The sequence below is a fragment of the Paraburkholderia saeva genome (genome assembly GCF_907164555.1).
In the GTDB taxonomy this organism is placed as follows: domain Bacteria; phylum Pseudomonadota; class Gammaproteobacteria; order Burkholderiales; family Burkholderiaceae; genus Paraburkholderia; species Paraburkholderia saeva.
This window is the reverse complement of the sequence record NZ_CAJQZC010000007.1, coordinates 95,141-120,666: the sequence shown is the minus strand read 5'-3', so window position 1 is coordinate 120,666 and position 25,526 is coordinate 95,141. Positions and strand designations below refer to the sequence as shown.

Annotated in this window: 18 protein-coding genes and 2 riboswitches; of the genes, 7 read left to right on the top strand and 11 right to left on the bottom strand. The window is 64.1% G+C overall.

Translation table 11 applies throughout. The features are described from left to right. Nucleotides 1–8: 8 nt before the first annotated feature. Nucleotides 9–2,093, bottom strand: a complete 2,085-nt coding sequence (locus tag LPA36_RS19085; RefSeq protein WP_228879992.1) for a UvrD-helicase domain-containing protein — start codon at nt 2,091–2,093, stop codon at nt 9–11. A gap of 258 nt (nt 2,094–2,351) precedes the next feature. Between LPA36_RS19085 and LPA36_RS19080 the strand changes: the two genes are divergently transcribed. From LPA36_RS19080 to LPA36_RS19050, 7 genes are all read left to right on the top strand, one after another. Beyond that, the gene (locus LPA36_RS19080; RefSeq protein ID WP_228879990.1) at nt 2,352–3,401 is read left to right on the top strand and encodes an oxidoreductase; all 1,050 of its coding nucleotides are present in this window, start codon (nt 2,352–2,354) and stop codon (nt 3,399–3,401) included. A gap of 151 nt (nt 3,402–3,552) precedes the next feature. Beyond that, nucleotides 3,553–3,654: riboswitch (glycine riboswitch) on the top strand. A 33-nt stretch (nt 3,655–3,687) separates the two neighbouring features. Beyond that, a riboswitch (glycine riboswitch) is annotated at nt 3,688–3,835 on the top strand. Nucleotides 3,836–3,914: 79 nt separating this feature from the next. Then, complete coding sequence (gcvT, locus tag LPA36_RS19075; protein WP_228879987.1) at nt 3,915–5,033, top strand: glycine cleavage system aminomethyltransferase GcvT; 1,119 nt, start codon at nt 3,915–3,917, stop codon at nt 5,031–5,033. Nucleotides 5,034–5,093: 60 nt separating this feature from the next. Further along, on the top strand, nt 5,094–5,474 hold the full coding sequence (gene gcvH / locus LPA36_RS19070) for a glycine cleavage system protein GcvH (protein ID WP_228879984.1): 381 nt from the start codon (nt 5,094–5,096) through the stop codon (nt 5,472–5,474). A gap of 66 nt (nt 5,475–5,540) precedes the next feature. After that, nucleotides 5,541–8,471, top strand: coding sequence for an aminomethyl-transferring glycine dehydrogenase (gene gcvP, locus LPA36_RS19065; protein WP_228879982.1), 2,931 nt, complete (start codon nt 5,541–5,543; stop codon nt 8,469–8,471). 116 nt (nt 8,472–8,587) lie between these two features. Beyond that, nucleotides 8,588–9,730 carry an alginate lyase family protein gene (locus tag LPA36_RS19060; protein ID WP_228879980.1) on the top strand — a complete coding sequence of 381 codons (1,143 nt, stop codon included), beginning with the start codon at nt 8,588–8,590 and terminating at the stop codon, nt 9,728–9,730. Nucleotides 9,731–9,757: 27 nt separating this feature from the next. Further along, the gene (locus LPA36_RS19055; RefSeq protein ID WP_228879978.1) at nt 9,758–11,146 is read left to right on the top strand and encodes an L-serine ammonia-lyase; all 1,389 of its coding nucleotides are present in this window, start codon (nt 9,758–9,760) and stop codon (nt 11,144–11,146) included. 142 nt (nt 11,147–11,288) lie between these two features. After that, a complete protein-coding gene (locus LPA36_RS19050) occupies nt 11,289–13,010 on the top strand; it encodes a thiamine pyrophosphate-binding protein (RefSeq protein WP_228879975.1) in 1,722 nt (573 codons plus the stop codon). Between the two features lie 69 nt (nt 13,011–13,079). On the opposite strand, the gene LPA36_RS19045 is transcribed toward LPA36_RS19050, so the two are convergent. The 10 genes from LPA36_RS19045 to LPA36_RS19000 form a co-directional block, all read right to left on the bottom strand. Continuing rightward, complete coding sequence (locus LPA36_RS19045) at nt 13,080–13,460, bottom strand: phosphopantetheine adenylyltransferase (protein ID WP_228879973.1); 381 nt, start codon at nt 13,458–13,460, stop codon at nt 13,080–13,082. A gap of 76 nt (nt 13,461–13,536) precedes the next feature. After that, a complete protein-coding gene (locus LPA36_RS19040; protein WP_228879971.1) occupies nt 13,537–14,700 on the bottom strand; it encodes an acyl-CoA dehydrogenase family protein in 1,164 nt (387 codons plus the stop codon). Between the two features lie 14 nt (nt 14,701–14,714). Then, entirely contained in the window at nt 14,715–16,052 is a 1,338-nt protein-coding gene (locus LPA36_RS19035) for an NAD(P)/FAD-dependent oxidoreductase (RefSeq protein WP_228879970.1), read from the bottom strand. Then, nucleotides 16,052–17,098 carry a DUF2156 domain-containing protein gene (locus LPA36_RS19030; protein ID WP_228879968.1) on the bottom strand — a complete coding sequence of 349 codons (1,047 nt, stop codon included), beginning with the start codon at nt 17,096–17,098 and terminating at the stop codon, nt 16,052–16,054. The genes LPA36_RS19035 and LPA36_RS19030 overlap by 1 nt, the downstream gene beginning before the upstream one ends. After that, the gene (locus tag LPA36_RS19025; RefSeq protein WP_228879967.1) at nt 17,088–17,564 is read right to left on the bottom strand and encodes a hypothetical protein; all 477 of its coding nucleotides are present in this window, start codon (nt 17,562–17,564) and stop codon (nt 17,088–17,090) included. Before LPA36_RS19025 ends, LPA36_RS19030 begins: the two co-directional genes overlap by 11 nt. A gap of 10 nt (nt 17,565–17,574) precedes the next feature. Beyond that, nucleotides 17,575–18,378, bottom strand: a complete 804-nt coding sequence (locus tag LPA36_RS19020; protein WP_228879965.1) for a glutathione S-transferase family protein — start codon at nt 18,376–18,378, stop codon at nt 17,575–17,577. A gap of 15 nt (nt 18,379–18,393) precedes the next feature. Continuing rightward, nucleotides 18,394–19,038, bottom strand: coding sequence for a methyltransferase family protein (locus LPA36_RS19015; RefSeq protein WP_228879962.1), 645 nt, complete (start codon nt 19,036–19,038; stop codon nt 18,394–18,396). 13 nt (nt 19,039–19,051) lie between these two features. Beyond that, nucleotides 19,052–20,290 carry a cytochrome P450 gene (locus tag LPA36_RS19010; protein WP_228879959.1) on the bottom strand — a complete coding sequence of 413 codons (1,239 nt, stop codon included), beginning with the start codon at nt 20,288–20,290 and terminating at the stop codon, nt 19,052–19,054. A gap of 36 nt (nt 20,291–20,326) precedes the next feature. After that, nucleotides 20,327–22,162 carry a fatty acyl-AMP ligase gene (locus LPA36_RS19005; RefSeq protein ID WP_228879956.1) on the bottom strand — a complete coding sequence of 612 codons (1,836 nt, stop codon included), beginning with the start codon at nt 22,160–22,162 and terminating at the stop codon, nt 20,327–20,329. A gap of 36 nt (nt 22,163–22,198) precedes the next feature. Further along, complete coding sequence (locus tag LPA36_RS19000) at nt 22,199–25,111, bottom strand: aminotransferase class III-fold pyridoxal phosphate-dependent enzyme (RefSeq protein ID WP_228879954.1); 2,913 nt, start codon at nt 25,109–25,111, stop codon at nt 22,199–22,201. Between the last annotated feature and the right edge of the window lie 415 nt (nt 25,112–25,526).

Genomic DNA, 25,526 nt, shown 5'->3' with positions numbered 1-25,526 from the left:
ATCAACGTTCAAGGCTTCTGCAACAGCGCCTTCAGGCTCGCCAGCCGGTCTTTCGGCGACATGGGCGCTTCTTCCGGCGTGGGCGGCGGGCCTTCGTCGAGCGCCATTTCGGGGATGAATCGCGATGGCTCGCACACCACCGTCTCCCGCGCGCGCTTGCGTTTCTTGCACCAGTTCAGATGCAGGCTGCGCTGCGCACGCGTGATCGCAACATACATCAGGCGGCGTTCTTCCTCGATGCGGCCTTCGTCGACGGGGCCGTCATCGGAGCCGCCGCGGTGCGGCATGATGCCTTCCTCGACGCCCACCAGAAACACGTGCGGATACTCGAGCCCTTTCGACGCGTGCACCGTCGAAAGACGCACGGCGTCCGGGTCTTCGTCCTTGCCTTCAAGCATCGACATCAGCGCGACCGTCTGGATCAGGCCCAGCAGATTCTTGCCGGTGTCGGCGAGGCCATCCGCGTTGTCGAAGCCGGTCTGCTCAGTGCCCGCTGCAGGCTCGGGCTTCGTGCCCTTGCGTTTGAGCCACTCCAGAAACTCCAGCACGTTCTGCCACTTCGACTGCGCCTGACGCTCGTCGAACGCGTCGTACAGGTACGCCTCGTAGTGGATCGCGTCCATCAGGTCGTCGAGCACCGTGGTCGCTGCATCGCTGTCGGCGCGGTCGGTCAGGCGCTGCATGAAATCGCAGAAAGTGCGCAGCGGCTCGACCTGACGCGCGGACAGCCGCGCCTCGATGCCGCCCATATACACCGCCTCGAACAGCGACACCTTCGCCTGGCCGGCGAACGAGCCGAGCGCTTCGAGCGTCGTATTGCCGACGCCCCGGCGCGGCGTGGTGATCGCGCGGATGAACGCGGGATCGTCGTCGGCGTTGGCGATGAGGCGCAGGTACGCGCAGATGTCCTTGATCTCAGCCTTGTCGAAAAACGACTGGCCACCCGACAGCACATACGGAATCCGCTCGCGCCGCAGCACCTGCTCGAAGATGCGCGCCTGGAAGTTGCCGCGATACAGGATCGCGTAGTCGCGGAACTGCGCGCGCCGCTCGAACTTGTGCGCCGACAATCGGAACACCACCGATTCGGCCTCGTGCTCTTCGTCGTTACAGCCGGTGACGGTGATCGTGTCGCCCATGCCGTGCTCCGACCACAGCTTCTTTTCGAAGAGCTTCGGATTGTTCGCGATCACGTTGTTCGCGGCGGTCAGGATGCGCACCGTCGACCGGTAATTCTGCTCGAGCTTGATCACGTGCAGCTTCGGAAAATCCTTGCCGAGCTGCGCGAGGTTTTCGAGCGTGGCGCCGCGCCAGCCGTAGATCGCCTGATCGTCGTCGCCCACCGCGGTGAAGGCGGCGCGCGGGCCGGCCAGCTGCTTGAGCAGCTCGTACTGGCAGGCGTTGGTATCCTGATACTCGTCGATCAGCAGATAACGCAGCTTGTTCTGCCAGCGGTCGCGCACCTGCTCGTTCTTCGCGAACAGTTCGGCGGGCAGGCGGATCAGGTCGTCGAAATCGACCGCCTGATACGCGTGCAGCGTCGCGACGTAATTACGGTAGACAATCGCAGCCTGATGCTCGTCTTCGTTCGAAGCGAGCGTCATCGCCTCTTCGGGCATGATCAGGCCGTTTTTCCACAACGAAATGATCGACTGGATCTTGCGGATGAAACCCTTGTCCGTCGAGCCGACCTGTTCCTGGATCATGCCGAAGCAGTCGTCGGAATCCATGATCGAAAACTGCGGCTTCAGCCCGACGTGCTCGGCTTCCTGGCGCAGGATCTGCACGCCCAGCGAGTGGAATGTACACACGGTCAACTGGTTGACGGGCACCTTGCGGCCTTCCTTGCCGGGCGTCGTCAGCGTTTTGCCTTCGAGCAACTTGCCGACGCGCTCGCGCATTTCCGCGGCTGCCTTGTTGGTAAACGTAACGGCGGCGATGTGACGTGGCTCGAAACCCTTGGCTTCGATCAGGTGCGCGATTTTCTGGGTGATCACGCGCGTCTTTCCGCTGCCCGCGCCGGCGAGCACGAGACAGGGACCATCGAGATAGCGCACCGCTTCGTTCTGGGCGGAGTTCAGGCCTGCGGACATCGTTGAGTGGAAGGTAGTGCGGTTGAGGGCGAGTAAGCACTCGCCCGGAAGGCATGCGGCCTGGCGGGGCTCCGGCTGCGTGTAAGCGCTTGCTACGGCACGCTTTTCCGGCCCGGACCGCCAGCACGAGACCCGCGATGTTAACACGGATGAAAGCCCCAATGACGCGGCGCGGGAGAACGCTGCCGCCGGCCACCGTGTCACAATTACAGCGTTGCGCGCCGCCCCCGCCGCGCGCCGCTCTTGCAGGAAGTTCGCATGTCTTCATCGCTGAAAACAGGGTTGATGGGCTACGGTTTTGCCGGCGCCACGTTCCATGCACCCGTAATCCAGAACTGCGGCCGCGCGAGTGTCGCGGCGATCGCCACAGGCCAGCCCGACAAGGCGCTCGCCGACTATCCGGACGCCGCGATCGTCCCGGACCTCGGTGCGCTGCTCGCCCTCCCCGACATCGAATGCGTGGTCATCGCGACGCCGAACGACACGCACTTCGATCTCGCAAAACGCGTGCTCGAAGCGGGCAAACACGTCGTTGTCGACAAGCCGGTCACGCTTTCCGCCGCCGACGCCCGCACGCTCGCCGAACTCGCGCGCCAGAAGAAGCTCGTGTTCGCGCCCTTTCACAACCGTCGCTGGGACGGCGATTTCCTGACGGTGCGCGATCTGGTCGCGAGCGGCGAACTGGGGCGCATCACGCACTATGAATCGCACTTCGACCGCTTCCGGCCCGCCGTCAAGCAACGCTGGCGCGAGGAAGCGGCGCGCGGCGGCGGCCTGCTGTTCGATCTCGGGCCGCATCTGATCGACCAGGCGCTCGTGCTGTTCGGCCTGCCGTCGACGGTCATGGCGACGGTCAGCATCCGTCGCGACGAAGGCACGGCGCCGGACTACGTTCACCTGCAACTCGGCTATCCGGACAAGGAAGTCGTGCTGCACGCCACGGCGCTCGCGGCCATCGCGCCGCCGCGCTTCGCGATTCACGGCACACGCGGCAGCTATGTGAAATGTGGCCTCGACACCCAGGAAGACCAGCTGAAAGCCGGCCTGCATCCGGGCGACGTCGAATTCGGCGGCGGCAACGAGCCCGGCCTGCTGCGCGAGCTGGACGGTGAGCTCGAGGTCGAGCGCCCGCTTCCGACCCGCGACGGCGAATACGCGAACTTCTACCGGTCGCTGGCCGCGGCGATCCACGACGGCGTCGCGTTCCCGGTCTGCCCGGAAGAAGCGGTCGACGTCATGACGATCATCGAGCTGGCAAACGAGAGCGCGCAGGAAGGCCGTCGCCTGCCGTTCCAGCGTATCGGCTGAGCGCGCCGACGGGAGCCGGAACGCGGCGCTGGCGCTGCCTTCCGGCGACGCCAGCCGCAGCCGGCATTTGGGTGCGCAAACCCGGCTGACGCAGCGTCCGCGCGGGCCAGCCGTCTCAATTTGACAAGGCTGGGGGCCTCGCGTACATTCGCCGCACGCGTCGGGAGAGCGTGCTGGCCGCTGAATATCGCAGGCCGCGCCGCCGAAGGGGCACACCCGCAAACTCTCAGGCAAAAGGACCGACTGCGTCGAAGAACCGGCTTGCAGACTCATCGCAATCCCGCGTTTTTCGCACTCTGGAGAGCGGCAGTAGCCGTCGTTGCGCTTTCATCGCGCGACCGGCAGGCTGCCCACCGAAGGGGCGCGCGTTCACCGTGGCAGGCTCACTGATCCGGTAGCGCAATCTCTCAGGTATCGAGGACAGAGGGGTCATGTATCGAAGCACCCGCCGCCATGCGCTGCGGGCGTTGTCGTCACATGGCCTTTCATGATTCGCGAGACGCCCGAGGCCCCATGACTGAACTCAAACACACCCCGCTCCACGCGACGCATCGCGCGCTCAACGCCCGCATGGTCGACTTTGGCGGCTGGGACATGCCCGTCAACTACGGCTCGCAGATCGACGAACATCACGCCGTGCGTACCGACGCCGGCATGTTCGACGTCTCGCACATGTGCGTCGTCGACTTCACGGGCGCCAAAGTCCGCGAATTCTTCGCCTTCGCGCTTGCGAACAACGTCGCCAAACTGCAGACGGCCGGCCGCGCGCTCTATTCCTGCCTGCTGAACCCCGAAGGCGGCGTGATCGACGACCTGATCGTGTACTACTTCAGCGAAGATTACTTCCGCGTCGTCGTGAACGCCGGAACCGCCAACAAAGACCTCGCCTGGTTCAACAAGCTGAACGCAGAACAGGGCTTCGGCCTGAAGATCGAAGCGCGCCGAGATTACGCGATCGTCGCCGTTCAGGGCCCGAACGCGCGCGAAAAGGTCTGGCAGACCGTGCCGGCCGCCCGCGCCGCTACCGAAGCACTGAAGCCTTTCAACGCCGCGCGCGTCGCGGATACGCCGTTTGGCGAACTGACCGTCGCGCGCACCGGCTATACGGGCGAAGACGGCTTCGAGATCATCGTGCCGGCCACGCACGTCGACGCGCTGTGGAAGGCATTGCAGGCACAGGGCGTGCGTCCGTGCGGTCTGGGCGCACGCGACACGCTGCGCCTCGAAGCGGGCATGAACCTGTACGGCCAGGATATGGACGACGCCGTCTCGCCGCTCGACGCAGGCCTCGCGTGGACCGTCGATCTCGTGAATGCGCGCGACTTCGTCGGACGCGCGAAACTGGAGGCGGACGGCGCGCGCTCGGCGTTCGTCGGTCTCATCCTGCAGAAGGAAAACGGCAAGGCGGGCGGCGTGCTGCGCGCGCACCAGAAGGTGGTCACGCCCCACGGCGACGGCGAAATCACGAGCGGCACGTTTTCGCCGACGATGCAGGAGTCGATCGCCTTCGCGCGCGTGCCGAAGGGCGTGCAGCCGGGCGACGTCGTCCATGTGCAGATCCGTGACAAAGCCTTACCCGCAAGCGTGGTAAAACTGCCGTTCGTGCGCAACGGCAAGGTGCTCGCTGCCTGAGCCGCGCGCGCGTCCATCCTTCAAGCCCAATACAGCCAACATACGCAACAGGAGCATCCGATGAGCATCCCGGCCGATCTGAAATACACCGAATCGCACGAATGGGTCCGCACCGAAGCCGACGGCACGCTGACGGTCGGCATCACCGACCACGCGCAGGAAGCGCTCGGCGACATCGTTTTTCTCGAACTGCCGGAAGCCGGCCGCACGGTGACGGCCGGTGACGCCGTCGCGGTGATCGAATCCGTGAAAGCGGCTTCGGACATCTACGCGCCGGTTTCGGGCGAGATCGTCGAATCGAACACGGCACTTGCCGACACACCCGATTCGGTCAACGGCGCGCCGTACGACAGCTGGCTCTTCAAGGTCAAACCGGCCGCCGGCGCCGCCACCGACCGCCTGATCGACGCCGACGCGTATTCGAAGTCCATCGGCGAGTAATTTCTCAACACGTCAGGTGCGGCACCGGCACGCATTGCCGGATCGCCGCACCGCCAGGAACACCTCATGAAGCTCGAACACCCGGATCGTCTGATGAACCGCACTCCTCTCTCGCTCGTCGCGCTCGAAGTGCATGATGCCTTCGCCGAACGGCACATCGGCCCGGATTCCGCCGATCAGCAGGCAATGCTCGAAGCCCTCGGCTTCGCATCGCGCGCCGCGCTGATGGACGCCGTGATTCCAAAGACGATCCGTCGCAGCGAAACGCTGCCGCTCGGCCCCTTCGCCCAGCCGAAGAGCGAAGCCGAAGCGCTCGCCGCACTGCGCCAGCTCGCGGACAAGAACCAGGTGTTCCGCTCGTACATTGGTCAGGGTTATTACAACGCCCACACGCCGGCCGTGATCCTGCGCAACGTGCTGGAAAACCCCGCGTGGTACACGGCTTACACGCCGTATCAGCCGGAAATTTCGCAGGGCCGTCTCGAAGCGCTGCTGAACTTTCAGCAGATGGTGATCGACCTGACCGGGCTGTCGATTTCGAACGCGTCGCTGCTCGACGAAGCCACCGCCGCCGCCGAAGCCATGACGCTGCTGCAACGCATCGGCAAACCGAAGTCGAACGTGTTCTACATCGCCGACGACGTCCTGCCGCAAACCATCGAAGTCGTGCAGACCCGCGCGAAGCCGGTCGGCATCGAAGTGAAGGTCGGCCCGGCTGCCGACGCCGCCAGCGCCAACGCGTTCGGCGTGCTGCTGCAATACCCCGGCGTGAACGGCGACGTGCGCGATTACCGTGCGCTGGCCGACGCCATCCACGCTGCGGGCGGCCACGTGGTGGTCGCCGCCGACCTGCTCGCGCTGACCGTCCTGACGCCGCCGGGCGAATGGGGCGCGGACGTGGCCGTCGGCAACACGCAGCGCTTTGGCGTGCCGGTCGGCTTCGGTGGCCCGCACGCGGCCTATCTCGCCGTGCGCGACGAATTCAAGCGCCAGATGCCGGGGCGTCTCGTCGGCGTCACCGTCGACGCGCAGGGCAATCCGGCGCTGCGTCTCGCGCTGCAAACCCGCGAGCAGCATATCCGCCGTGAGAAAGCCACGTCGAACGTGTGTACCGCGCAGGCGCTGCTCGCGATCATGGCGAGCATGTACGCCGTCTATCACGGCCCGCACGGCTTGAAGACGATCGCGCTGCGCGTGAACCGCATCGCCGCCCTGCTTGCCGAAGGCGCGAAGCAGCTCGGCTACAAACTCGTCAACGAAACGTTCTTCGACACGCTCACGTTCGAAACCGGCGCGCGCACGCAGGCGCTGCACGACGCGGCGACGGCGAAGGGCATCAACCTGCGTCGTGTGAGCGAAACGCGCGTCGGCATTTCCGTCGACGAAACCACGAAGCGCAGCGATCTCGCCGATCTGCTGGCCGCGTTCGCGCAGGCGGCGTTCGTGAACGACGTGCCGCAGGTCGACGCGCTAGACGCAGCGCTCGGCGCCGCAGATTCGTTCCCGGCTTCGCTGGAACGTACGAGCGCGTATCTCACGCATCACGTGTTCAACCGTCACCATTCGGAGACGGAAATGCTGCGCTATCTGCGCAGCCTGTCGGACAAGGACCTGGCGCTCGACCGCTCGATGATCCCGCTTGGCTCGTGCACGATGAAGCTGAACGCGACGTCCGAAATGCTGCCGGTCACGTGGCCGGAATTCGGCCAGATCCATCCGTTCGCACCGGCCGAGCAAACCGTCGGCTACCGCGAAATGATCGACCAGCTCGAACAGATGCTGGTTGCGGCGACCGGCTACGCGGCCGTTTCGCTGCAACCGAACGCCGGCTCGCAGGGCGAATATGCGGGCCTGCTGATCATCCACGCGTACCACGCGTCGCGCGGCGAAGGCCATCGCAACGTCTGCCTGATTCCCGCTTCGGCGCACGGCACGAACCCGGCTTCGGCGCAGATGGCCGGCATGCAGGTCGTCGTCGTCGCGTGCGACGCGCAAGGCAACGTCGATATCGACGATCTGAAGAAGAAGGCCGCGCAGCACGCCGACAAGCTCGCCGCGATCATGATCACGTATCCGTCGACGCACGGCGTATTCGAAGCCAATGTGCGCGAAATCTGCGAAATTGTGCACGCGCACGGCGGTCAGGTGTACGTGGACGGTGCGAACATGAACGCAATGGTCGGCCTCACGGCGCCGGGCCAGTTCGGCGGCGACGTCTCGCACCTGAACCTGCACAAGACGTTCTGCATTCCGCACGGCGGCGGCGGACCGGGCGTCGGCCCGGTCGCGGTCGGCGCGCATCTGGCGAAATTCCTGCCGAACCAGGCGTCGTCGGGCTACGAGCGTGATGCGAGCGGCATCGGCGCCGTGTCGGCCGCGCCGTATGGCTCGGCGTCGATCCTGCCGATTTCGTGGATGTACATCGCGATGATGGGCGCGAAGAACCTGACCGCAGCCACCGAAGTCGCGATCCTGAACGCGAACTATGTTGCGAACCGGCTTGCGCCGCATTACCCGGTGCTCTATTCGGGCCCGGGCGGACTCGTCGCGCACGAATGCATTCTGGATCTGCGGCCGATCAAGGATTCAAGCGGCATCAGTGTGGACGACGTCGCCAAGCGCCTGATGGACTACGGTTTCCACGCGCCGACGATGAGCTTCCCGGTGCCGGGCACGCTGATGGTCGAGCCGACCGAATCGGAATCGAAGGAAGAACTCGACCGCTTCATCGAGGCGATGATCGCGATCCGCGAGGAAATCCGCGCCGTCGAAGAAGGCCGCGCCGACCGCGAAGACAATCCGCTGAGGCATGCGCCGCATACTGCGAGGGTCGTCGTCGCCGATGACTGGAAGCACGCGTATGCACGTGAGACAGCCGCGTACCCGCTGAAGTCGCTGATCGCGCAGAAATACTGGCCGCCGGTCGGCCGCGCGGACAACGTCTATGGCGACCGCAACCTGTTCTGCTCGTGCGTGCCGATGGCGGATTACGAGTAACGCTTGCCGCGTCAGGTGGGACCGCGCGCCGCCGTTTCACGGCGCGCGGTTCTGTCGTTCGCGCCCGGGAACGGCTAACATCACACACCGAATCAGCCTGACCAAAGGAGTTTCGCATGGCGCGAAAGGTGCGATTGATGCAACGCCGGCCAAAAGCAACGCAAGCACTTTCATTGCAGTCCGCCAGCGCATTGCTGGCCACGCTGCTCCTCACCTTCGGCGCACTCGCCCTACCCGCGCAGCAGGCCCAGGCGGCGATGAACTTCTGCGCCGCCCCCGCGCTGCAAACCAGCGAGCGCACCAACGCCGATCCCGGCGTCAAGGCACTCGTCAGCAATGTGCTGGCGCATCTGAACGACCCGCCGCACGCACTCGCGAAGCTGCATACCGAAGGCACGCTGCCGCACGAAGGCATCTACGACCAGAGCGTCGAAGCCGAAAAGGATCTCGACCTGTTGCGCGACGCCGCGCTCGCCTGGCGCGCCACCAGCGATGAACGGTATCTGAAGCTCGTCGACCGCCTGCTGTACGCCTGGGTGACAACCTACCAGCCGAGCTTCAATCCGATCGACGAAACCCGCTTCGACAGCCTGATCCTCGCCTACGACCTGACCGCCAGCGCGCTGCCCGTGAAAACGCGCAACGCGGCGATGGCGTTCCTCACGAAGCTCGCGAACGGCTACATCGGACAGATCGACGCCCAGCCGCGTCCGCTCAATGGCTCATTCAGGAACAACTGGCAGAGCCATCGCGTCAAACTTGTTTCGATGGCGGCCTTCACGCTCGACAATCGCAAGATGATCAACGCGGCGCAGCGTCTCTTCGTCGAACACATTGGCGACAACATCGCGCCGGACGGCTCGACCGTCGATTTCGCGGAGCGCGATGCGCTGCACTACGTCACGTACGACCTGCAACCGCTCGTCACCGCCGCGCTCGCCGCGCGCCGCCATAACCGCAACTGGTTGCCGGAAAAGGCGGCGAACGGCGCATCGCTCGCAACGGCGCTCGACTGGCTCACCCCATACGCGACCGGCGCGAAGACGCACGAAGAGTTTGTGCATTCGGACGTACCGTTCGATGCGAAGCGTCGCGAGGCCGGTCTGCCCGGCTATTCGGGTCAGTGGGATCCGAAGAATGCGACCGAACTGTTCCACCTGGCCGCGCGACTCGATGGCCGGTACACGCCGGTCGCGCTGCAACTGGCACCGACGCCGCCCGCGTGGCTCGCCGTGTGCCTGCCGCTCGCGGCGCGCTAAACGTTTTTTCAATTGCAGGGAGCAGTAATGGCAGTCAGTGTGTTCGACCTTTTCAAGATCGGTATCGGTCCTTCCAGTTCACATACGGTCGGTCCGATGCGCGCGGCGCTGATGTTCGCCCAGGGTCTCGAGCGCGACGGGCTGCTTGATGCCACGGCCTCCGTGAAAGTCGATCTGTACGGCTCGCTCGGCGCCACCGGCAAAGGTCACGGCACCGATCGCGGCGTGATGCTCGGCCTGCTCGGCGACGCCCCCGACACGGTCAATCCCGACACCATCGCGGAACGTCTCGAAGCCGTGCGCAAAACGCGCACGCTGGAACTGCTCGGCAAGCACGCGATTCCGTTCGTTCTGAAAGAGCACATCTCGTTCTACCGTCAGGCGCTCGCCGAACATCCGAACGGCATGAAACTCCATGCGTTCGATGCGGAAGGCACGACGCTGCGCGAATCGACGTATCTGTCGGTCGGTGGCGGCTTTGTCGTGACGGCCGGCGCGCCCAATACGAAAGTGCTGAGCGCGGTCGAACAGTTGCCGCATCCGTTTCGCACCGGCGACGAGCTTCTCGCAATGTGCGCCGCGACGGGCAAGTCGATCGCGCAACTGATGTGGGAAAACGAGCGCGTGTGGCATACCGAAGAAGAAACGCGCACTGGTCTGCTGAAGATCTGGGCGGTGATGCAGTCGTGTGTCGCGCGCGGTTGCGGTATCGGCAACCCCGATGCGGACGGCACATTGCCCGGTCCGTTCCAGGTGAAACGCCGCGCGCCGCAGCTGTATCGGGCGCTGTCGGGCAATCCGGAACTGGCGCTGCGCGATCCGCTTTCGATGATCGACTGGATCAACCTGTACGCGATCGCCGTCAACGAGGAAAACGCCGCGGGCGGGCGCGTCGTCACAGCGCCGACCAACGGTGCTGCGGGCATCATCCCGGCTGTGCTGCATTACTACACGCGCTTCATGTCCGGCTCGAACGAACAGGGCGTGATCGATTTCCTGATGACGGCCGCCGCGATCGGTATTCTGTACAAGCTGAACGCGTCGATTTCCGGCGCCGAAGTGGGTTGCCAGGGCGAAGTGGGCGTCGCATGCTCGATGGCAGCCGGCGCGCTCGCCGCCGTCATGGGCGGCACGCCGCTTCAGGTCGAAAATGCCGCTGAAATCGGCATGGAACACAATCTTGGCCTCACGTGCGACCCGGTCGGCGGCATGGTGCAGATTCCGTGCATCGAACGGAATGCGATGGCCTCGGTGAAAGCGGTCAACGCTGCACGCATGGCGCTGCGCGGCGACGGCAGCCACTATGTGTCGCTCGATTCCGTCATCAAGACGATGCGCGAGACCGGCGCCGATATGAAAACCAAATACAAGGAAACGTCGCGCGGCGGCCTCGCGGTGAATATCGTCGAATGCTGATACACGTCGTTTCAATAAAGGCCGCGCGCGCATCGTGCCGGTGCAGCGCACGGCCGCCAACCGTGACTCGGGCCAGCCACCCCGCCATCTGAAGATGCAGGCGGTCTTTGGCCCGAATGAACTGACTGGAGGATTTCTCGCAATGTCGTTGCCGAACGTTTCTGCTGCTACTGATTCCGCTGGCCCCACCACCACCGGCGCGCGCCTCGTTGTCGATGCGTTGCTGACGCATGGTGTCGAGCGCGTATTCTGCGTGCCGGGCGAGAGTTTTCTCGCGATTCTCGATTCGCTCCACGACGAGACCAGCAGCATCCAGACGATCGTGTGCCGCCACGAGGCGGCGGCCGCCAACATGGCCGAAGCCGTCGGCAAATTGACCGGACGGCCAGGTGTCGCGCTCGTCACACGCGGCCCGGGCGCGACGCACGCGTCGATTGGCGTACACACCGCATTCCAGGACTCAACGCCGATGATCCTGCTGATCGGCCAGTGCGCGCGCGAGCATCTCGACCGCGAGGCTTTCCAGGAGATCGACTATCGTCGCATGTTCGGCCAGATGGCCAAATGGGTCGCACAGATCGACGATGCGCGCCGCATTCCCGAATACCTGAGTCACGCGTTTCATATCGCAACATCGGGGCGTCCCGGGCCCGTCGTGCTGTCGCTGCCGGAAGACGTGCTGAGCGACGCGTGCCCCGTGGTGCCGGGCGCGCCGAAATATCACCGCGTGGCGGCGTCGCCATCGAAGGCGCAGATCGAGCAGCTGCGCGTGCTGCTGGAAGGCGCAGAGCGGCCGATGGTGATCGCGGGCGGCAGCGGCTGGACGCCGCAGGCGTGCACCGACTTCCGCCGCTTCATCGAAGCCTGGCAGTTGCCGGTGGGCCTCGCGTTCCGCTATCAGGACACGCTCGACAACGAGCATCCCAACTACGCCGGCGACGTCGGCCTCGGCGTCAATCCGGCGCTGGCCGCGCGCATTCGCGACGCCGACCTGCTGCTTGCAATCGGCCCACGCCTCGGCGAAGCGACGACAAACGGCTACACGTTGCTCGATATTCCGAAGACGAAGCAGACACTCGTCCACATCCATCAAGGCGCGGAAGAACTCGGCCGTGTGTATGCTGCCGATCTGCCGATCGTCTCGGGCATGCCGGAACTCGCTGCGTTGCTCGCGGAACTGACGCCGTCATCCACGCTCCGCTGGGCGGGTTCAGCCGAAGCGGCGCACGCGGCCTATCTCGACTGGCGCAAGCCGCGCACGATTCCCGGTGACGTGCAGATGGGCGAGGTCATGCAGCAACTGCGCGCGCATCTGCCCGAAGACGCGATTCTCACGAACGGCGCCGGCAACTACGCCACGTGGCTGCATCGTCATTTCTCATACCGGCATTTCCGCTCGCAACTCGCGCCGACAAGTGGCGCGATGGGCTACGGCGTGCCGGCGGCGATCGCGGCGAAGTCGATGTATCGGGATCGCGCGGTCATCGCGCTCGCGGGGGACGGCTGCTTCATGATGGCTGCGCCGGAACTCGCGACGGCGATGCAGTACGACCTTCACGTGATTTTCATCGTCGTGAATAACAGCCAGTACGGCACGATCCGGATGCATCAGGAGAAGAACTATCCGGAGCGCGTGCACGGCACCGGTCTGACGAATCCGGATTTCGTCGCGTTCGCGCGCTCGTTTGGCGCGCACGGTGAGCTCGTTGAGCGGACGGAAGATTTCCTGCCGGCGCTCGAACGGGCGCAGGCGGCGAAGCGCGCCGCGCTGATCGAAATCCGCCTGCCGCAGGAAGCGAGCACGCCCGGCGCGACGCTGGAGCAGATTCGCGAGCAGGGAAGGAAACTGCGCGGCGAGGTGTAGCGAGCGCGCGCATACCGGGAGACCCGCGACCGCAAGACGGCAAGCGGTCGGGGTCTGCGGTGACGTCGATCAAGCGGCGTGCGCCTGCCAGAAGCGTGCAGCCGCGCCGATCACCAGCGCAATGGTTGCGACGACGTCGACTAGCACGACGCGCCACAATTGTGCGTTGAGGTGCCCAGTCGAACACGCCAGATACAGGAAGGCCCCCACGCTGACGAAGGCCGCTATAAAGCCGAGCGGCTGCAAGCCGGCGTCGAACGCGGCGTAAAGCAGAAACACGCCAAGCAATCCGAACAGCACCGCGCGGTGGCGCATCAGCACGGTCAGGTTGGGTTCGTCGAGCGCGATACCGTAGAGGCCGCCGAGATTACGCGCACCCAATACGCCAGCAACCGGCAGCAGGTGGATGATGCCGACGATGATCAGCGGTACGGCGATCAGATATTTCATTTCTTCCACTTTCTCCATGGCGGCGCGACGGCGGGGCCCGCCAGCCTGCCCGGCGGCGCCCGCGCGCGACGTCTCCCTATGCCTCTGAACCGGATGCCGAAGACGAACCGTCGACGTCGGCGCCTGATTCCAGCCACGCGGCCAGCATCGGCTGCGCCGCCTTCCGACCAATCGGGTGGAACGCAAGGCATCGGCTGGCCGCAAGCAGCGTCATGATTTCGGTGTCGCGAATATAGGCGAGTCCGCCGGCCAGCTCTGCCGCGAGCATCGCGCATCGTTCGAGCGCCCGTTGAACACCGAAGCGGATCATCAGTACACGGGCAAGCAATGCACCGTCCGGCTGGCAGGTCTGCATCAGGTGGATCGCGCCGTCCAGCGCAGCCTGGGCGCATTCCAGCTCGCCCGCAAGCAGCACACGCTCCGATTCCTCGACGCGACGATCCGCTACGACGCGGTCCGCCATTGCGCTCACCACGCCGAGATAGCTCGCCGAAGCGACGATCTCGAACCAGCACAATCCGATCGCTTCCCCCATCGCGACGATGCTGGCCGTTTCCGCGTCGTCTTCGGATGCGAGCAGCACCTGGTCCGCCGATATGCGCACGTTGTCGAAGCGCAGTTCCTCGCTGTCGGCGGCGGCGAGCAGCGGGACGTTCCAGAAGCGGTGCCGCGTCACGCCCGACGCGTTCGCGGGCAGGATCGCCATGCCGGTACGCTTGATACCGTCCGGTCCCTGCATGGCAACGCCGACCGTGATGATGTCCATACTGTTCGCCATCGTGCACGGCTTCTTGCTGCCCGTGATCCGGAAGCCATCGCCGTCCGGCGCCACGTAGACCGTCGAGTCCAGAATGCCCGCGCCGCGCCGCCCTTCGGCGAAGGCGGACGCCACCAGCAGGTTGTCGTGCGCGACGTCGTGCAGCATCCGCGCGCATAACGGCACGTAGTCGGCCAGCGCACCGCAGAAACTGACCGTGAAGTTATGCATCGTCAGCATCAGCGCCATCGACGGCGCGCGGGCGCCAATGGCGCGCTGCAGGCGGATTCCGTCGTACGGCGAAATCATCGCGCCGCCGAGCGACGCCGGAACCCACAGCCGCAGCAGATGATATTTGCGGATCAGCGCCTTGATTTCCTGCGGATCCTTCGATTCCATGGCCAGCAGGCCGTGCCCTGCAAGTTCGGCTTCAAGACCCGGCGCGTATTGCTCCAGGACACCACGCGATTCCTCTAGGAACATTCTGGTTACCTCCATCAGATAGTGATTTGGCTCGAATGGCGAAGCCACCCGAGGTACAGCGGAAGAACCGTGCGCGCCAGCGCAAGCGGCAGGCCGGGCGCGCGAGGGCTCGTCCATGGAACGGCCGGCATGGCGACCTGGCCGGCCATCGCATGGGCGAGGTCGCGACCGGCCGCAACGGCAAGCGCGACGCCGTGACCATTCCACCCGCCGGCATGCCAGTAGCGACGTTCGGCATCGAGCGCCCGGACGACAGGCCATTCGTTTAGCGTGCAGCCCAACCTGCCGTGCCAGACCGACCCGGCCGTCATCGCACCCAGCGACGGGAAAAAAAGTGGCAACTGGCCCGTCAGATCAGGCGCGCTCCGTTCGTGCAGGTCGAGATCGACCTTTTCGCCAGGCGCGTAGCGATAGCCGCCGCCAATCAGCAGACGCCCGTCAGCGAGCGGTCGCAGAAAATTGAACATGGGGCGCGTGTCGTAGAGACCCTGGCCCTGGTGCCAGCCGATAACCCGCCGCTCGTCGGAAGACAGTGGACGCGTCACTGCGGCAAATGCCGCGACGGGCAAAACGGTCCGGCGAAACGCATCCAGTCCGTCGATGCTGCCGATGCCGCCATCGGTCGCGAACACGATGCGTGTTGCGTTGATCATGCTGTTGCGAACATGCAGCGCACCGGTATCGCGCGCGAATCGCGAAACCCGCGTGTGCTCAAAAATGCGGACGCCCCGTTCGAGCGCGGCACGCTTCAGGCCGATGCAAAGACGACCGGGATTGAGCAGACGCGCCGGAAATGCAATCGCGTTGCGTATTCGCTGCGAGTCCGGCAGCGATGCGCGGAGCGCATCCGCGCCGAGCAACGGCACGTCGAAGCCCAACGCGCGATAAATGGTGGCGCGCTTTTCTAGCGTGAGCGCATCGGCGTCGCGCAACGCGACCTGCCATTGCCCGGCGTCGTGCAGTTCGCAATCGATCTCGCAACGGTTTGCGAGACTCGTCGTCAATGCCATCGCTTCGAGCGAATACGCGTATGCCGCGTGCGCAAAATCCGGCCCGGGCGATTTCACCTGACGCTCGATCGCCGGACCGATCCGCGGCGCGCACTGCCCGGAGTTCAAACCGCTCGCGCCATAACCGATGCGGCCGGCATCGAGCAGCACGACATCAAGCCGCGGCTCGACGGCCTTCAGATGAAGCGCCGTGGAAAGCCCGGTCAGACCGCCGCCTACGATGGCGACGTCGCAGGTCAGGTCCGCGCCAACGGCACATGTGGGCTCGTCCAGTGGAAACGGAAGCCATAGGGTCGAGGGCGTGTCTGTCCGGCGCGCGGGATTCGGCATGAATGAAGCCACTAGATCGCCCTCGTCAGGCGGAGAAACTGCCAGAGGCTGCTCACGGCCGTGCCGTTCTGAAACGCGATGTATTCAGGCTGCACGAGATCGGGCGCCCATTTGAGCTTGTATTGCAGTTGCGCTTCGGCGGGATAGATGAAGCTGCCGTGTCGCGCCAGCTTCCGGAACGTCCACGCCGTCGCGCGGCTGCACGCGTCCGCGATTTCATGCTCATCGGCGAGCGAGGTGAGCGGCGTGAAGCCAAAGTTCAGCATGCCCGCGCCCTCTGCCTTGAAGCGCTCGATGGCGGTGATGTTGATCAGTTCCATCACGCCCGTCGCCGTGTCAGGCCTGCGCCGCGTGAGGTCGTGCATCCAGCCGCTGTGCCGGCCAAAGCTCGCGGTATAGAGAACGTATGCCACCGTCTCGCCATTCTGCATCGCGACGAATAGCCGCTTTACCGAGCGATCGAGCTGGTCGGGCGCGCCTACTTCGCCGATCAGAAAGGCCAGCTCCTTCGCGCCCTTGTCCTTGATCCACTCACGGTCGATGGCGGCAATTGCCTCTCCGATGTGCGACGTCGCAGGCAAGTCGACGCCCAGTTCCAGGACGCTCACGTTACTTCGGCGCGCCCGCGAGATCTTGTTGCGCAGCTTGATGAATGGCGTGCCCGAAATCCTGAAGCGATCGAGGCTCACGCTGTACGATGCGCCGATCTGGTTGACCCGAAAGCCGCGGCTCGCGAACAAAACGGCGTCATCGCGAAACATCTGCACGGCGACCACCTTGCGGCGCTCGCGGCGCGCCCAGCCGAGAAACCGGTCGAGCAGCAGTGCGCGCTGGTCCGGCGCGGCCGTGATACCTGCGGCCATCACCAGATGATGACGACCGGCCGGTCGGTACGCGATCAGGCCGTCAATAGCGGGATCGTGGAACCTCAAGGTATCCTGATTGATTGCAAGCAACGCAGACGGGTGGTCGGCGTGACGTCGCAGCACGCCGACCGCGTCGCCCGATGCATCCGCAATTCTCCCGGCAAGCACGTTCACAGGCGCGTCAAGCTGCATCCGGACCTCCCTCGCGGGTCACGGACGCATTCGCGTAGCTCGTCCTGAAATGCACGAATGCTGGATGAGCGGCCGGCTCGAAGCTCACGCCAAAGGGCTTCAGAAAGTTGCCGAATAGCGCGCGGTCGCCACACAGATGAATCGGTATCGCGAGCAACGCCCATTCTGGCCGGACCAGCCAGGCCCATAACGCCGCGACGAGAAGCGCCGAGACCGCACTGTGCATGCTGTTGTACAGCACGTAGAACACGCGGTGAATGCGTCTGCCGCCCGCGCGCCGATGCGCAAACGCACCCGGAAGATATCCGATCACATCGATATAGGCGAAAAGGAGCACGAATACCCACCAGCGGATCTCTGCCAGATGGGCAACAAACAGTCCAGCGCAGATCGCCAGCGCCGCCAGGTTTTCCAGGCGAAGCAACCGGTATGTCGTGGGCGTTTCAAAAAGGTTCTGCTGGTCCATTGCGCCTCCGTCAGCCGGCCTGCCGCATGAGCTGTTCGAGCTTCGGCTGTGCCGCCACCACGAGGCTTGTCATGACCTCCTGCAATTGTGGATCGAGATAGCGGACGAACGACGGCTGCATGGAGGGTCTTGTCAACATGCGCATGTACCAGGCGCGCACGTTGGGATGCGCTTCAAAGCTCATCAAACCGCCGAGCCCAACATGTTCCGCGCGCATCACATACGGCAACGCAGCAAGATCGGCGAGACTGCAGGACGGGCCCGCGAGCCATGCGTGCGCGTCGCCGAGTTGCGCTTCCATGCGCGCGAAGAATGCGCGATACCGGTCGATGCAACGCTTCAGTTCGGGCGCATCGAGACCATGCTCCAGCACGCTGCGACGCCATGCCCGCACCGATTCGTCCGGTATCGCCTGAAGCAGACCGCTCACCGTCCCCGGCGACTGTTGCATAAGGAGCGGACGCGCGAGCACGGCCCATGTCACCACGCCCGATGCGTGATGCAGTTCCCGGTCAATCCAGTGGTTCCACTGCCGCGCCGCGTAGCGATCTGCGGGCGCAACGGGCATCAGCGGGACTTGCGGAAACGCTTCGTCGAGGTACTCGCAGATGAACCACGATTCGGTCAATACGAGCCCCTCGTGTTCGAGTACCGGCACCTCCGCCCGCGCGTTCAGACGGCGGAAGGTTTCGCTGAGATGTTCACCGCCGAGAAGATCGACGATGCGGTCGTTCCATTCAAGCTGCTTTTCGGCAAGTGCGAGTCGGACTTTTTGCGAGGCGACGGAGAACGGCGAGTGATGAAGAGTGAACATGTCTAGTTTCCTGGGTTACCAGATGAACGGAACCAGTCGCTTCACGCGACCGCAATAAGTGACGTACTGCGCGCCAAACGTCTGCAGCATCAGGCCTTCTTCGTAGCGGATGCGTCGCACGAAAGCCGCGAGAAGCAGCACGCCGGCGAACGCCGCCGCGACAGGCGCATGCATGGCGATCAGCAGGCCGGTGTAAAGGAACCACGCGCCCGTGTAGCTCGGGTGCCGCATCAAGCGATACGGGCCAGTCGAGATCACCTGCTGGCCCGTCTGCACGCGCACGTGCCACGTAAAGAAGCGCCCGAGTTCCGCGACAGCCCACGCACGCAGCAAGGCGCCTGCTATCGCAACCGCGAAAGCGGTGATGGCAAGCTCGTCCCACGCCATGCTCGCCGGATACCGCCACACGAGGCATTCGAGAACGCCACCCAGTGACGTGAGATACACCGTCCAGACGAGCTGCCGCGCGGTGCCTCGATCTTCGGGGGGCGCATCGCGGTCGAGCGGGCTGTAGGCAGGCTGCGTCAGTGAGGCGAGCATCCCGAGGCCGACCATTGCCCAGAGCTTCGACGAAACGAGCGCGTCAGGTTGAAGCACCGCGGCGGGCAGCAGAAAAACCAGCGCCACGGCGACGAGACCTGTCATGAATTTGCGGATCATGTAACGGCCTCCCTCACGCGGTAGCAGGAAGCGACTGCAGTCCGCGAAACACCACCGTGCCGGGCAGCCAGCGCGGGTTGTCGACTTCAGGCCTGAGATCCGGCAGCCGCTCGAAAATCGTCTGTAGCGCTACTTCGGTTTCCACCTGGCCGAGCTGCGCGCCAAGGCAGTAGTGCGGGCCGCCGCCAAACGAAAGCGGATAGCTGTTGCGGCGCGAGATATCGAAGCGGTCGGCATCCGGCCACGCGCTCGAATCCCGATTCGCGGATGCCACGATGCAGAGGATCGTCTCGCCCGCCTTGATCGAAGCGCCCGCGACCTCGATGTCCACGCGTGCCTGGCGCGGTGTCATCTGCACTGCGGAGTCATAGCGCACCATCTCGGTGACAGCGTCCGGCAACAACGTCATGTCGCTTTTCAGCGCGCGCAACTGGTCGGGGTGCTGATACAGCGCAAGCAGGCCATTGCCGATCGTGTTCACGGTCGTCTCCTGACCGCCGACGAACATCATGCGCAGGTTGTCGATCGTCTCGGCGCGAGTGACCTTGCCCTCTGCTTCCGCCGCAATCAGCTGGGAGGTCAGATCGTCACCGGGTTCGCGCCGACGCAATTCAATCAGCCACTGGAAATATTCATGAGACTCGTTGATCGCCTTGTTCTGTTCGAATAGTTCCAGTGGACTCAGCGGCGCAGGTTCGAGCGCACGCGAACCATTTGCGCTGCGCTGGCTGAACTTCGGCCAGTCGTGTTCCGGAATGCCGATCAGATGGCAGATCACTGCGCTTGGCAGGGGAAAAGCCAGATCCAGCATGACATCGAACGATGTCTTGCCAAGCGCGTCATCGATCAGCCGGTTCATCACGCTGCGCATGAACGGACGCAGTGCTTCGACCCGCTTAAGGGAGAAACTTCGCGCGACTGCGCTGCGTACGCGCAAATGGTCGTCGCCATCTTTCATCACCATCATGTTGCGCGCCGACGCATAAACCGGTTGATCGAGGATGCCCGGTCCGAGGCGTTCGGCCATGTTCTCGAAGTAAAAATAGCCGCGGCCGAAGTTCGCATCTTTCAGCATGTACGAGACTTCCCTGTGCGCGCTGGCAACCCACACGCCGTGCGGCGAGCGGTACATGGGTGCGTGCTCGCGCAGCTGTCGATAGACGCGATAGGGATCGCGCACGTGTGCGGGATGTGGAACAAGCGGATCGAACGCGGGAACAAAAGCGGCGACGTCCGACGAAAGCGTGGACATGAAACTCTCCTGTAAAAGGACCATGAAACGAACGGTTCAGGCGGGAAGTGGCGTTTCAGGCTGCGCGGCATGGACAGGCCTCATGTCGGCGAGACGCGGGTTCGTCCACTGCGCGATGACCTGAAGGCGACCTTCGAGAAACTGTTCGCGGCAAGGGCGCCGCGACAGCTTTCCGCTTGTTGTCTTGGGAATGCTGGCATTGGCAATCAGAACGATTGCGTAGGGCTGGATGCCGTGATGCCGGTAAATGGCATCCCGAATGCAGGCGCTGATTTCATCCGCGCGCGCGACGTCGCGCCGGTTGATCTCCTGCACGAATACAACGTGATCCTCGTTGCTCACCGGGACGCAGAACGCGATGCCGCATCCCGGCCGGATGGCCTCGTGACAATGATCGACCGTCCGCTCGATGTCGTGCGGATAGTGGTTGACGCCGCGAATGATGATCAGGTCCTTGAGGCGGCCACTGACGTACAGTTCGCCTTCGTGCATGAAGCCAAGATCACCGGTCCTGAGATAGCGGCCCGCGCCGTCGCGAATCTGGGCGCCGAACGCTGCGGCCGTGGCGGAAGGGTGCTCCCAGTATCCCGCTGCCACCGATGGTCCCGCCACCCAGATCTCGCCGACGCATCCGTCGGCACGCTCAGTTTCGGTATCCGGATCGACGATCCGCACATCCAGATCGGTTGCAGGCTGGCCGCAGCTCACCAGCTCGCGCGTCATTGCTTCGGGCGCGATGTTCGCGAAGGCGACGCCCTGGCCCGCCTTCGCGAACGCCACGCTGTCGACCGACAGCGTGCGCGGCGACTCGTCTCTGCGCTTGCCTGTCACGAAGAGCGTGGTCTCGGCCATGCCATAACACGGATAGAAGGCGCGACGCCGGAATCCCCACGGCGCGAAGCGCTCGACGAAACGGTTCAACGAGTCGGCACGCACGGGCTCCGCACCGCTGTACGCGAGTTCCCAGCTGGACAGATCGAGCGAAAGCGAATCGAGCGTTTCCGCCGCAATCTTGTCGACACACAGTTCGTAAGCAAAATTGGGCGCGCCGCTCAACGTGCAACGCCGCCCGGACAGTTCGGCGAGCCATCGCTCAGGCCGGCGCAGAAAAGCAGCCGGCGCCATGAAGGTGACGGGCACGCCAGCACAGAACGGCGCAAGCAGTGCGCCAATCAGCCCCATGTCGTGATACGGCGGCAGCCAGCTCAGATTGTGATCGTCGGGCCTGAACTGCATGTGAAGCGCGATCAGGTAGACGTTGTTCAACAGATTGCCGTGGGTAAGCCTGACGCCTTTCGGCGTGCCCGTGGAACCCGACGTGTATTGCAGGATGGCGATCTGTTCGCGATGTGCGCGGGGATCGCGCCATGCGGTTTCGAGACCCGTCACGTCGAGATCGGTGTCCGTTGCGAACCAGCGCAGACGCGCGAGCGGACCGGCCTCGTCGCGCAGTTCATCGAGCGTTGCAGTGGTTGTCAACGCAGCCCGCGCGCCGCAATCCTGCGCGACGGCGGCAAGACGGTCGCGCAAACGCGGATTGAGCGGCGGATATGCCGGCACGCCGATCATGCCCGCATACAGGCAGCCAAAAAGCGCACACAGATAGTCGAGCCCCGCCGGATAGAGCAGCAATACGCGCTCACCCGGTTTGCCCCCGGCTTGCAATAGCGCCGCAATCTGCCTCGCACGCTGGTCGAATTGCCGGTAAGTAATCGACATGTCGAAGGGCTGCGAGGCCGAATAGTCGATGTACGTGAAAGGCCGCCCAGCCGGGTTGTCATGCGCGTGGCCGCGCGCGATGTCGACGAGACTCGAACTGGCGTATGGCGCGGCCGGAACCAGAAGCTTCAGCGGTCGGTTCGATGCGGTCATGGAAATCTCCTTGATTCGGAACGGTCGTTGCGCGGCTCAGGCGAGCTGAACGGTACGATGGCTGGCGAGATCGATGAAGCGTTGCCAGTGCGCCTCCGCCAGCGGACGGCCAAAGCTCTGCAGGCCCGCAAGCGTGAACCCGTGCTTGCGCGCGAGTTGCTGTTGCCGCGCGATCTCCTGTACGTCCAGGGTGTTGCCGATACTCACGTTCTCGAAGCGTCCTTCGAGTGCGAGCAGCATCGTTTCGGCCATGCATGCGAACGCAGTGCCGGGCGCAATGCCGTACGGACCGATTCGTGGGGAACCCGGCAACGCGATAACGCCGCCGTCGATGACCAGTACATCCGGACGCGCCTTAACGATCGAAGCCGGAATGGAACGCGGCCTCGATATGTCACACACGATGGTTCCCGGCTGCAGCAGGGTTTCATCGATGACGTCGCCGGGAAAGCTGGTTGCCGCCAACGCGACGTCCGCCTCGCGGAGCGTCCGGATGTCACCCGTGAGCACGAGTGCGCAGTTCGCCTCGAGTTGGACGATCAGATCGTCGACATCGGACACGCGCGCTGTCACATCGGCGCGCCCCGCCGCGTGTCTGATCTGCGCCGCGACGGAGCCCGGGAACGGGGCTTCTTCGCCCGCGAAAAGTGCGCCTTTGACGATCATCCGCGCGACGGCAAGCAGTCTTGCGCGCCCGGTTTCCCGGGCGTGCGCGGGATTGCCGATCAGCAGCACCCGTGCCGCGCGGCGCGACAGCAGAACTGCCATGCAGGAGCCGATCGCACCCGCCGCGCCAATGACCGCGGCCGCGCTTGTGCCCCACGGACGGCCGGTGCGACGCATGACGTCGTCGAGTGCTTCGACGCCTGCGGCGACGGTGTAGGAATTGCCCGACGTCAATGCGATACCCGGCGTCAGGAGTTGCGCGCCGCCACCGCTCACCACGGACGTGTAGGCACCCAGTCCGACGATTCGAGCGCCCCGCTCGCGTGCGAGCCTGATGCCCTTTGCCAGAACGGCGATCGCCTCGTGTTGCGAAAGTTGCCGTAACTGCGCCGCCGTGTGGCTGATCATGATGAAGTCGCCACGCGCTTTTGTGCCCGCCGGCGATTCAATCAGCGCACTGGAACCGATGACGGGATCGATCAGGCCGTCCATGCTCATCGCGAACTCCGCGAGTTCGTGCGCGTTCAGGACGTTCAGGCTGCGGTCGTAATCGGCATAGCTCTGCGCGTCGAGCGGATGAATCAGAAACCCAAAGCGATGTTCGTCTGATGCCGCGCCTGCGGACTGATGTGACGGCGAGTGAGACGCGACGCTCGATATGGCTTCAGCGGCACTGGAAACATTCGGTATTTCCACGTGACCAGGTGCTTCGCGGCGCAGCAGCGCCCGAAAGAACGTGCCGGTATCGCGCGCCGCCAGCACACCCAGCGCGCGCTCCAGCGCGTCGACCGCCCTGTCGCAGTGTTCGCGCGTCGCGGTGAGCGGCGGCTGGACGCGCAGTACATCGCCACGATTGAGCGTCGGTGCAAAGCGGACGCGCTCGACGTTCAGCAGATAACTTGCGACAAACTGGGCCAGTTCGCCCTCCTGCGCGGCAATACCGAGGAAGTTCTCCGGCCAGCGGGCACGGTCAGCGCAAAGACGAATGCCGAGCATGAAACCCTGCCCGCGAATCTCGCTGACCAGATGCGGGAAGCGTGCACGCATCGCCTCCAGCCGCTGCTTGAGCCTGGCGCCTTCGACCTGCACATGCCGCAGCAGTTCGCCATCGTTGCGTGTGAGTCGGTCCAGCGTGGCGAGTGCCACTCGTGACGCCAGCGCATTGCCCGCAAACGTCGACGAGTGCTTCAACGCGAATTTTTCGCTGTACACCGCCTGGGTGCTCAGCACGGCACCGACCGGCACGACGCCGCCGCCCAGCGCTTTCGACAACAGGAGAATGTCGGGACGCACGCCCTCGTATTCGCATGCGAACATCGCGCCGGTGCGTCCAAGTCCGGTCTGCACTTCGTCGACAATCAGCACGACGCCATGGCGTCGGCAGATTGCCTCGACGGCGGACAGATAGCCTTTCGGCGGCACATGGACACCGCCTTCCCCCTGGATCGGCTCGACGATAAACGCGGCATAGACACCCGCGTGGGAAGCGATGCGCGACTCGAGCGCGGTGGCGTCGCCATATTCGATGTGATCGAAACCGGCGAGCGGCAGGCCGAAATGCGACTGATAGTCGGGCTTGCCCGTGGCCGACAACGCGCCGAACGTCTTCCCGTGAAAGGCGTTTTTCGTCGATAGAATGCGCGTTCGACCGGTGGCGTGACGCGCCATCTTGAGCGCGGCTTCGACCGACTCCGCGCCGCTGTTCGTGAACGTTACGTATCGCAGTCCAGGCGGCGCCAGCTCGATCAACCGTTGTGCGAGGCGCCCCGCCGATACCAGCAGCGACGGCTGCGCAAAAACCGGTTCCGCGTCGGCGCGCAATGCATCGACCGCACTCCAGATTTCCTCAGGATGGTGTCCGAATGGAACGGCGCCGTACTGTGCCAGGAAGTCGAGGTATGCCTCGCCATCTTCGTCGTATAGAAAGGCGCCTTTCGCGCGAACGAACGACCTGTCGATGCGAATCTGTTCGAGCTTTCTCGCCAGAAACGGATTGACGAAAGTTTCGAAGACGCTGGCCGTCGCCAGGCCGGCCTTTGAGGGTTGCTGCAATGCCACCAGCGCGGCGCCGAGCCCGGTCGAATCGGTGACGCGATCCAGAAACTCAACCGGGATCGAAACAGCAAGCCAGTGCTCCAGCGCGCCCAACAATTCGGCTCCCGACAACGAGTCAATACCCAGATCGGCCAGGCTGGCTGGCGTACCGTCCCACGCGATGTTGAAATGCGCCTGCGTATAGGCGATCAACCATGCGGTTATTTCCTGCTCTGTCTTAATTGACACTGGACCGTCCGTTTTCGTCTGAATTAGCCCCACCTGGGGCCGCCCACGATTCCCGACTTCTGATATCGCCTCTGACATCTCGTTGTTCCGATGCTGTCCGATCGAACGATGGGCGTCATATATTTAGCTTCACTAAGCAATATGATCGCGGCATTAAACTTCTATGCGATCAAGATTAGCCGTTAGCCATATGACCCGTAAATCAGACGACTGAATCTAAATCAAGGTTTCGATGATTACAAAACGGATTATTCAAAACGGATAGAAATCAGGCCCGTCTGCGTATATCCGCCTATTTAAGAGATTCGCTCTTAAATTTGGCGCAAAAAAACACCCCGGGAGCCAGATTGCTCGCGGGGTGTTTCTGAAACCGCCGGATCGCCGGGAAATACGCGATCCGGTATGCAGCTGATGC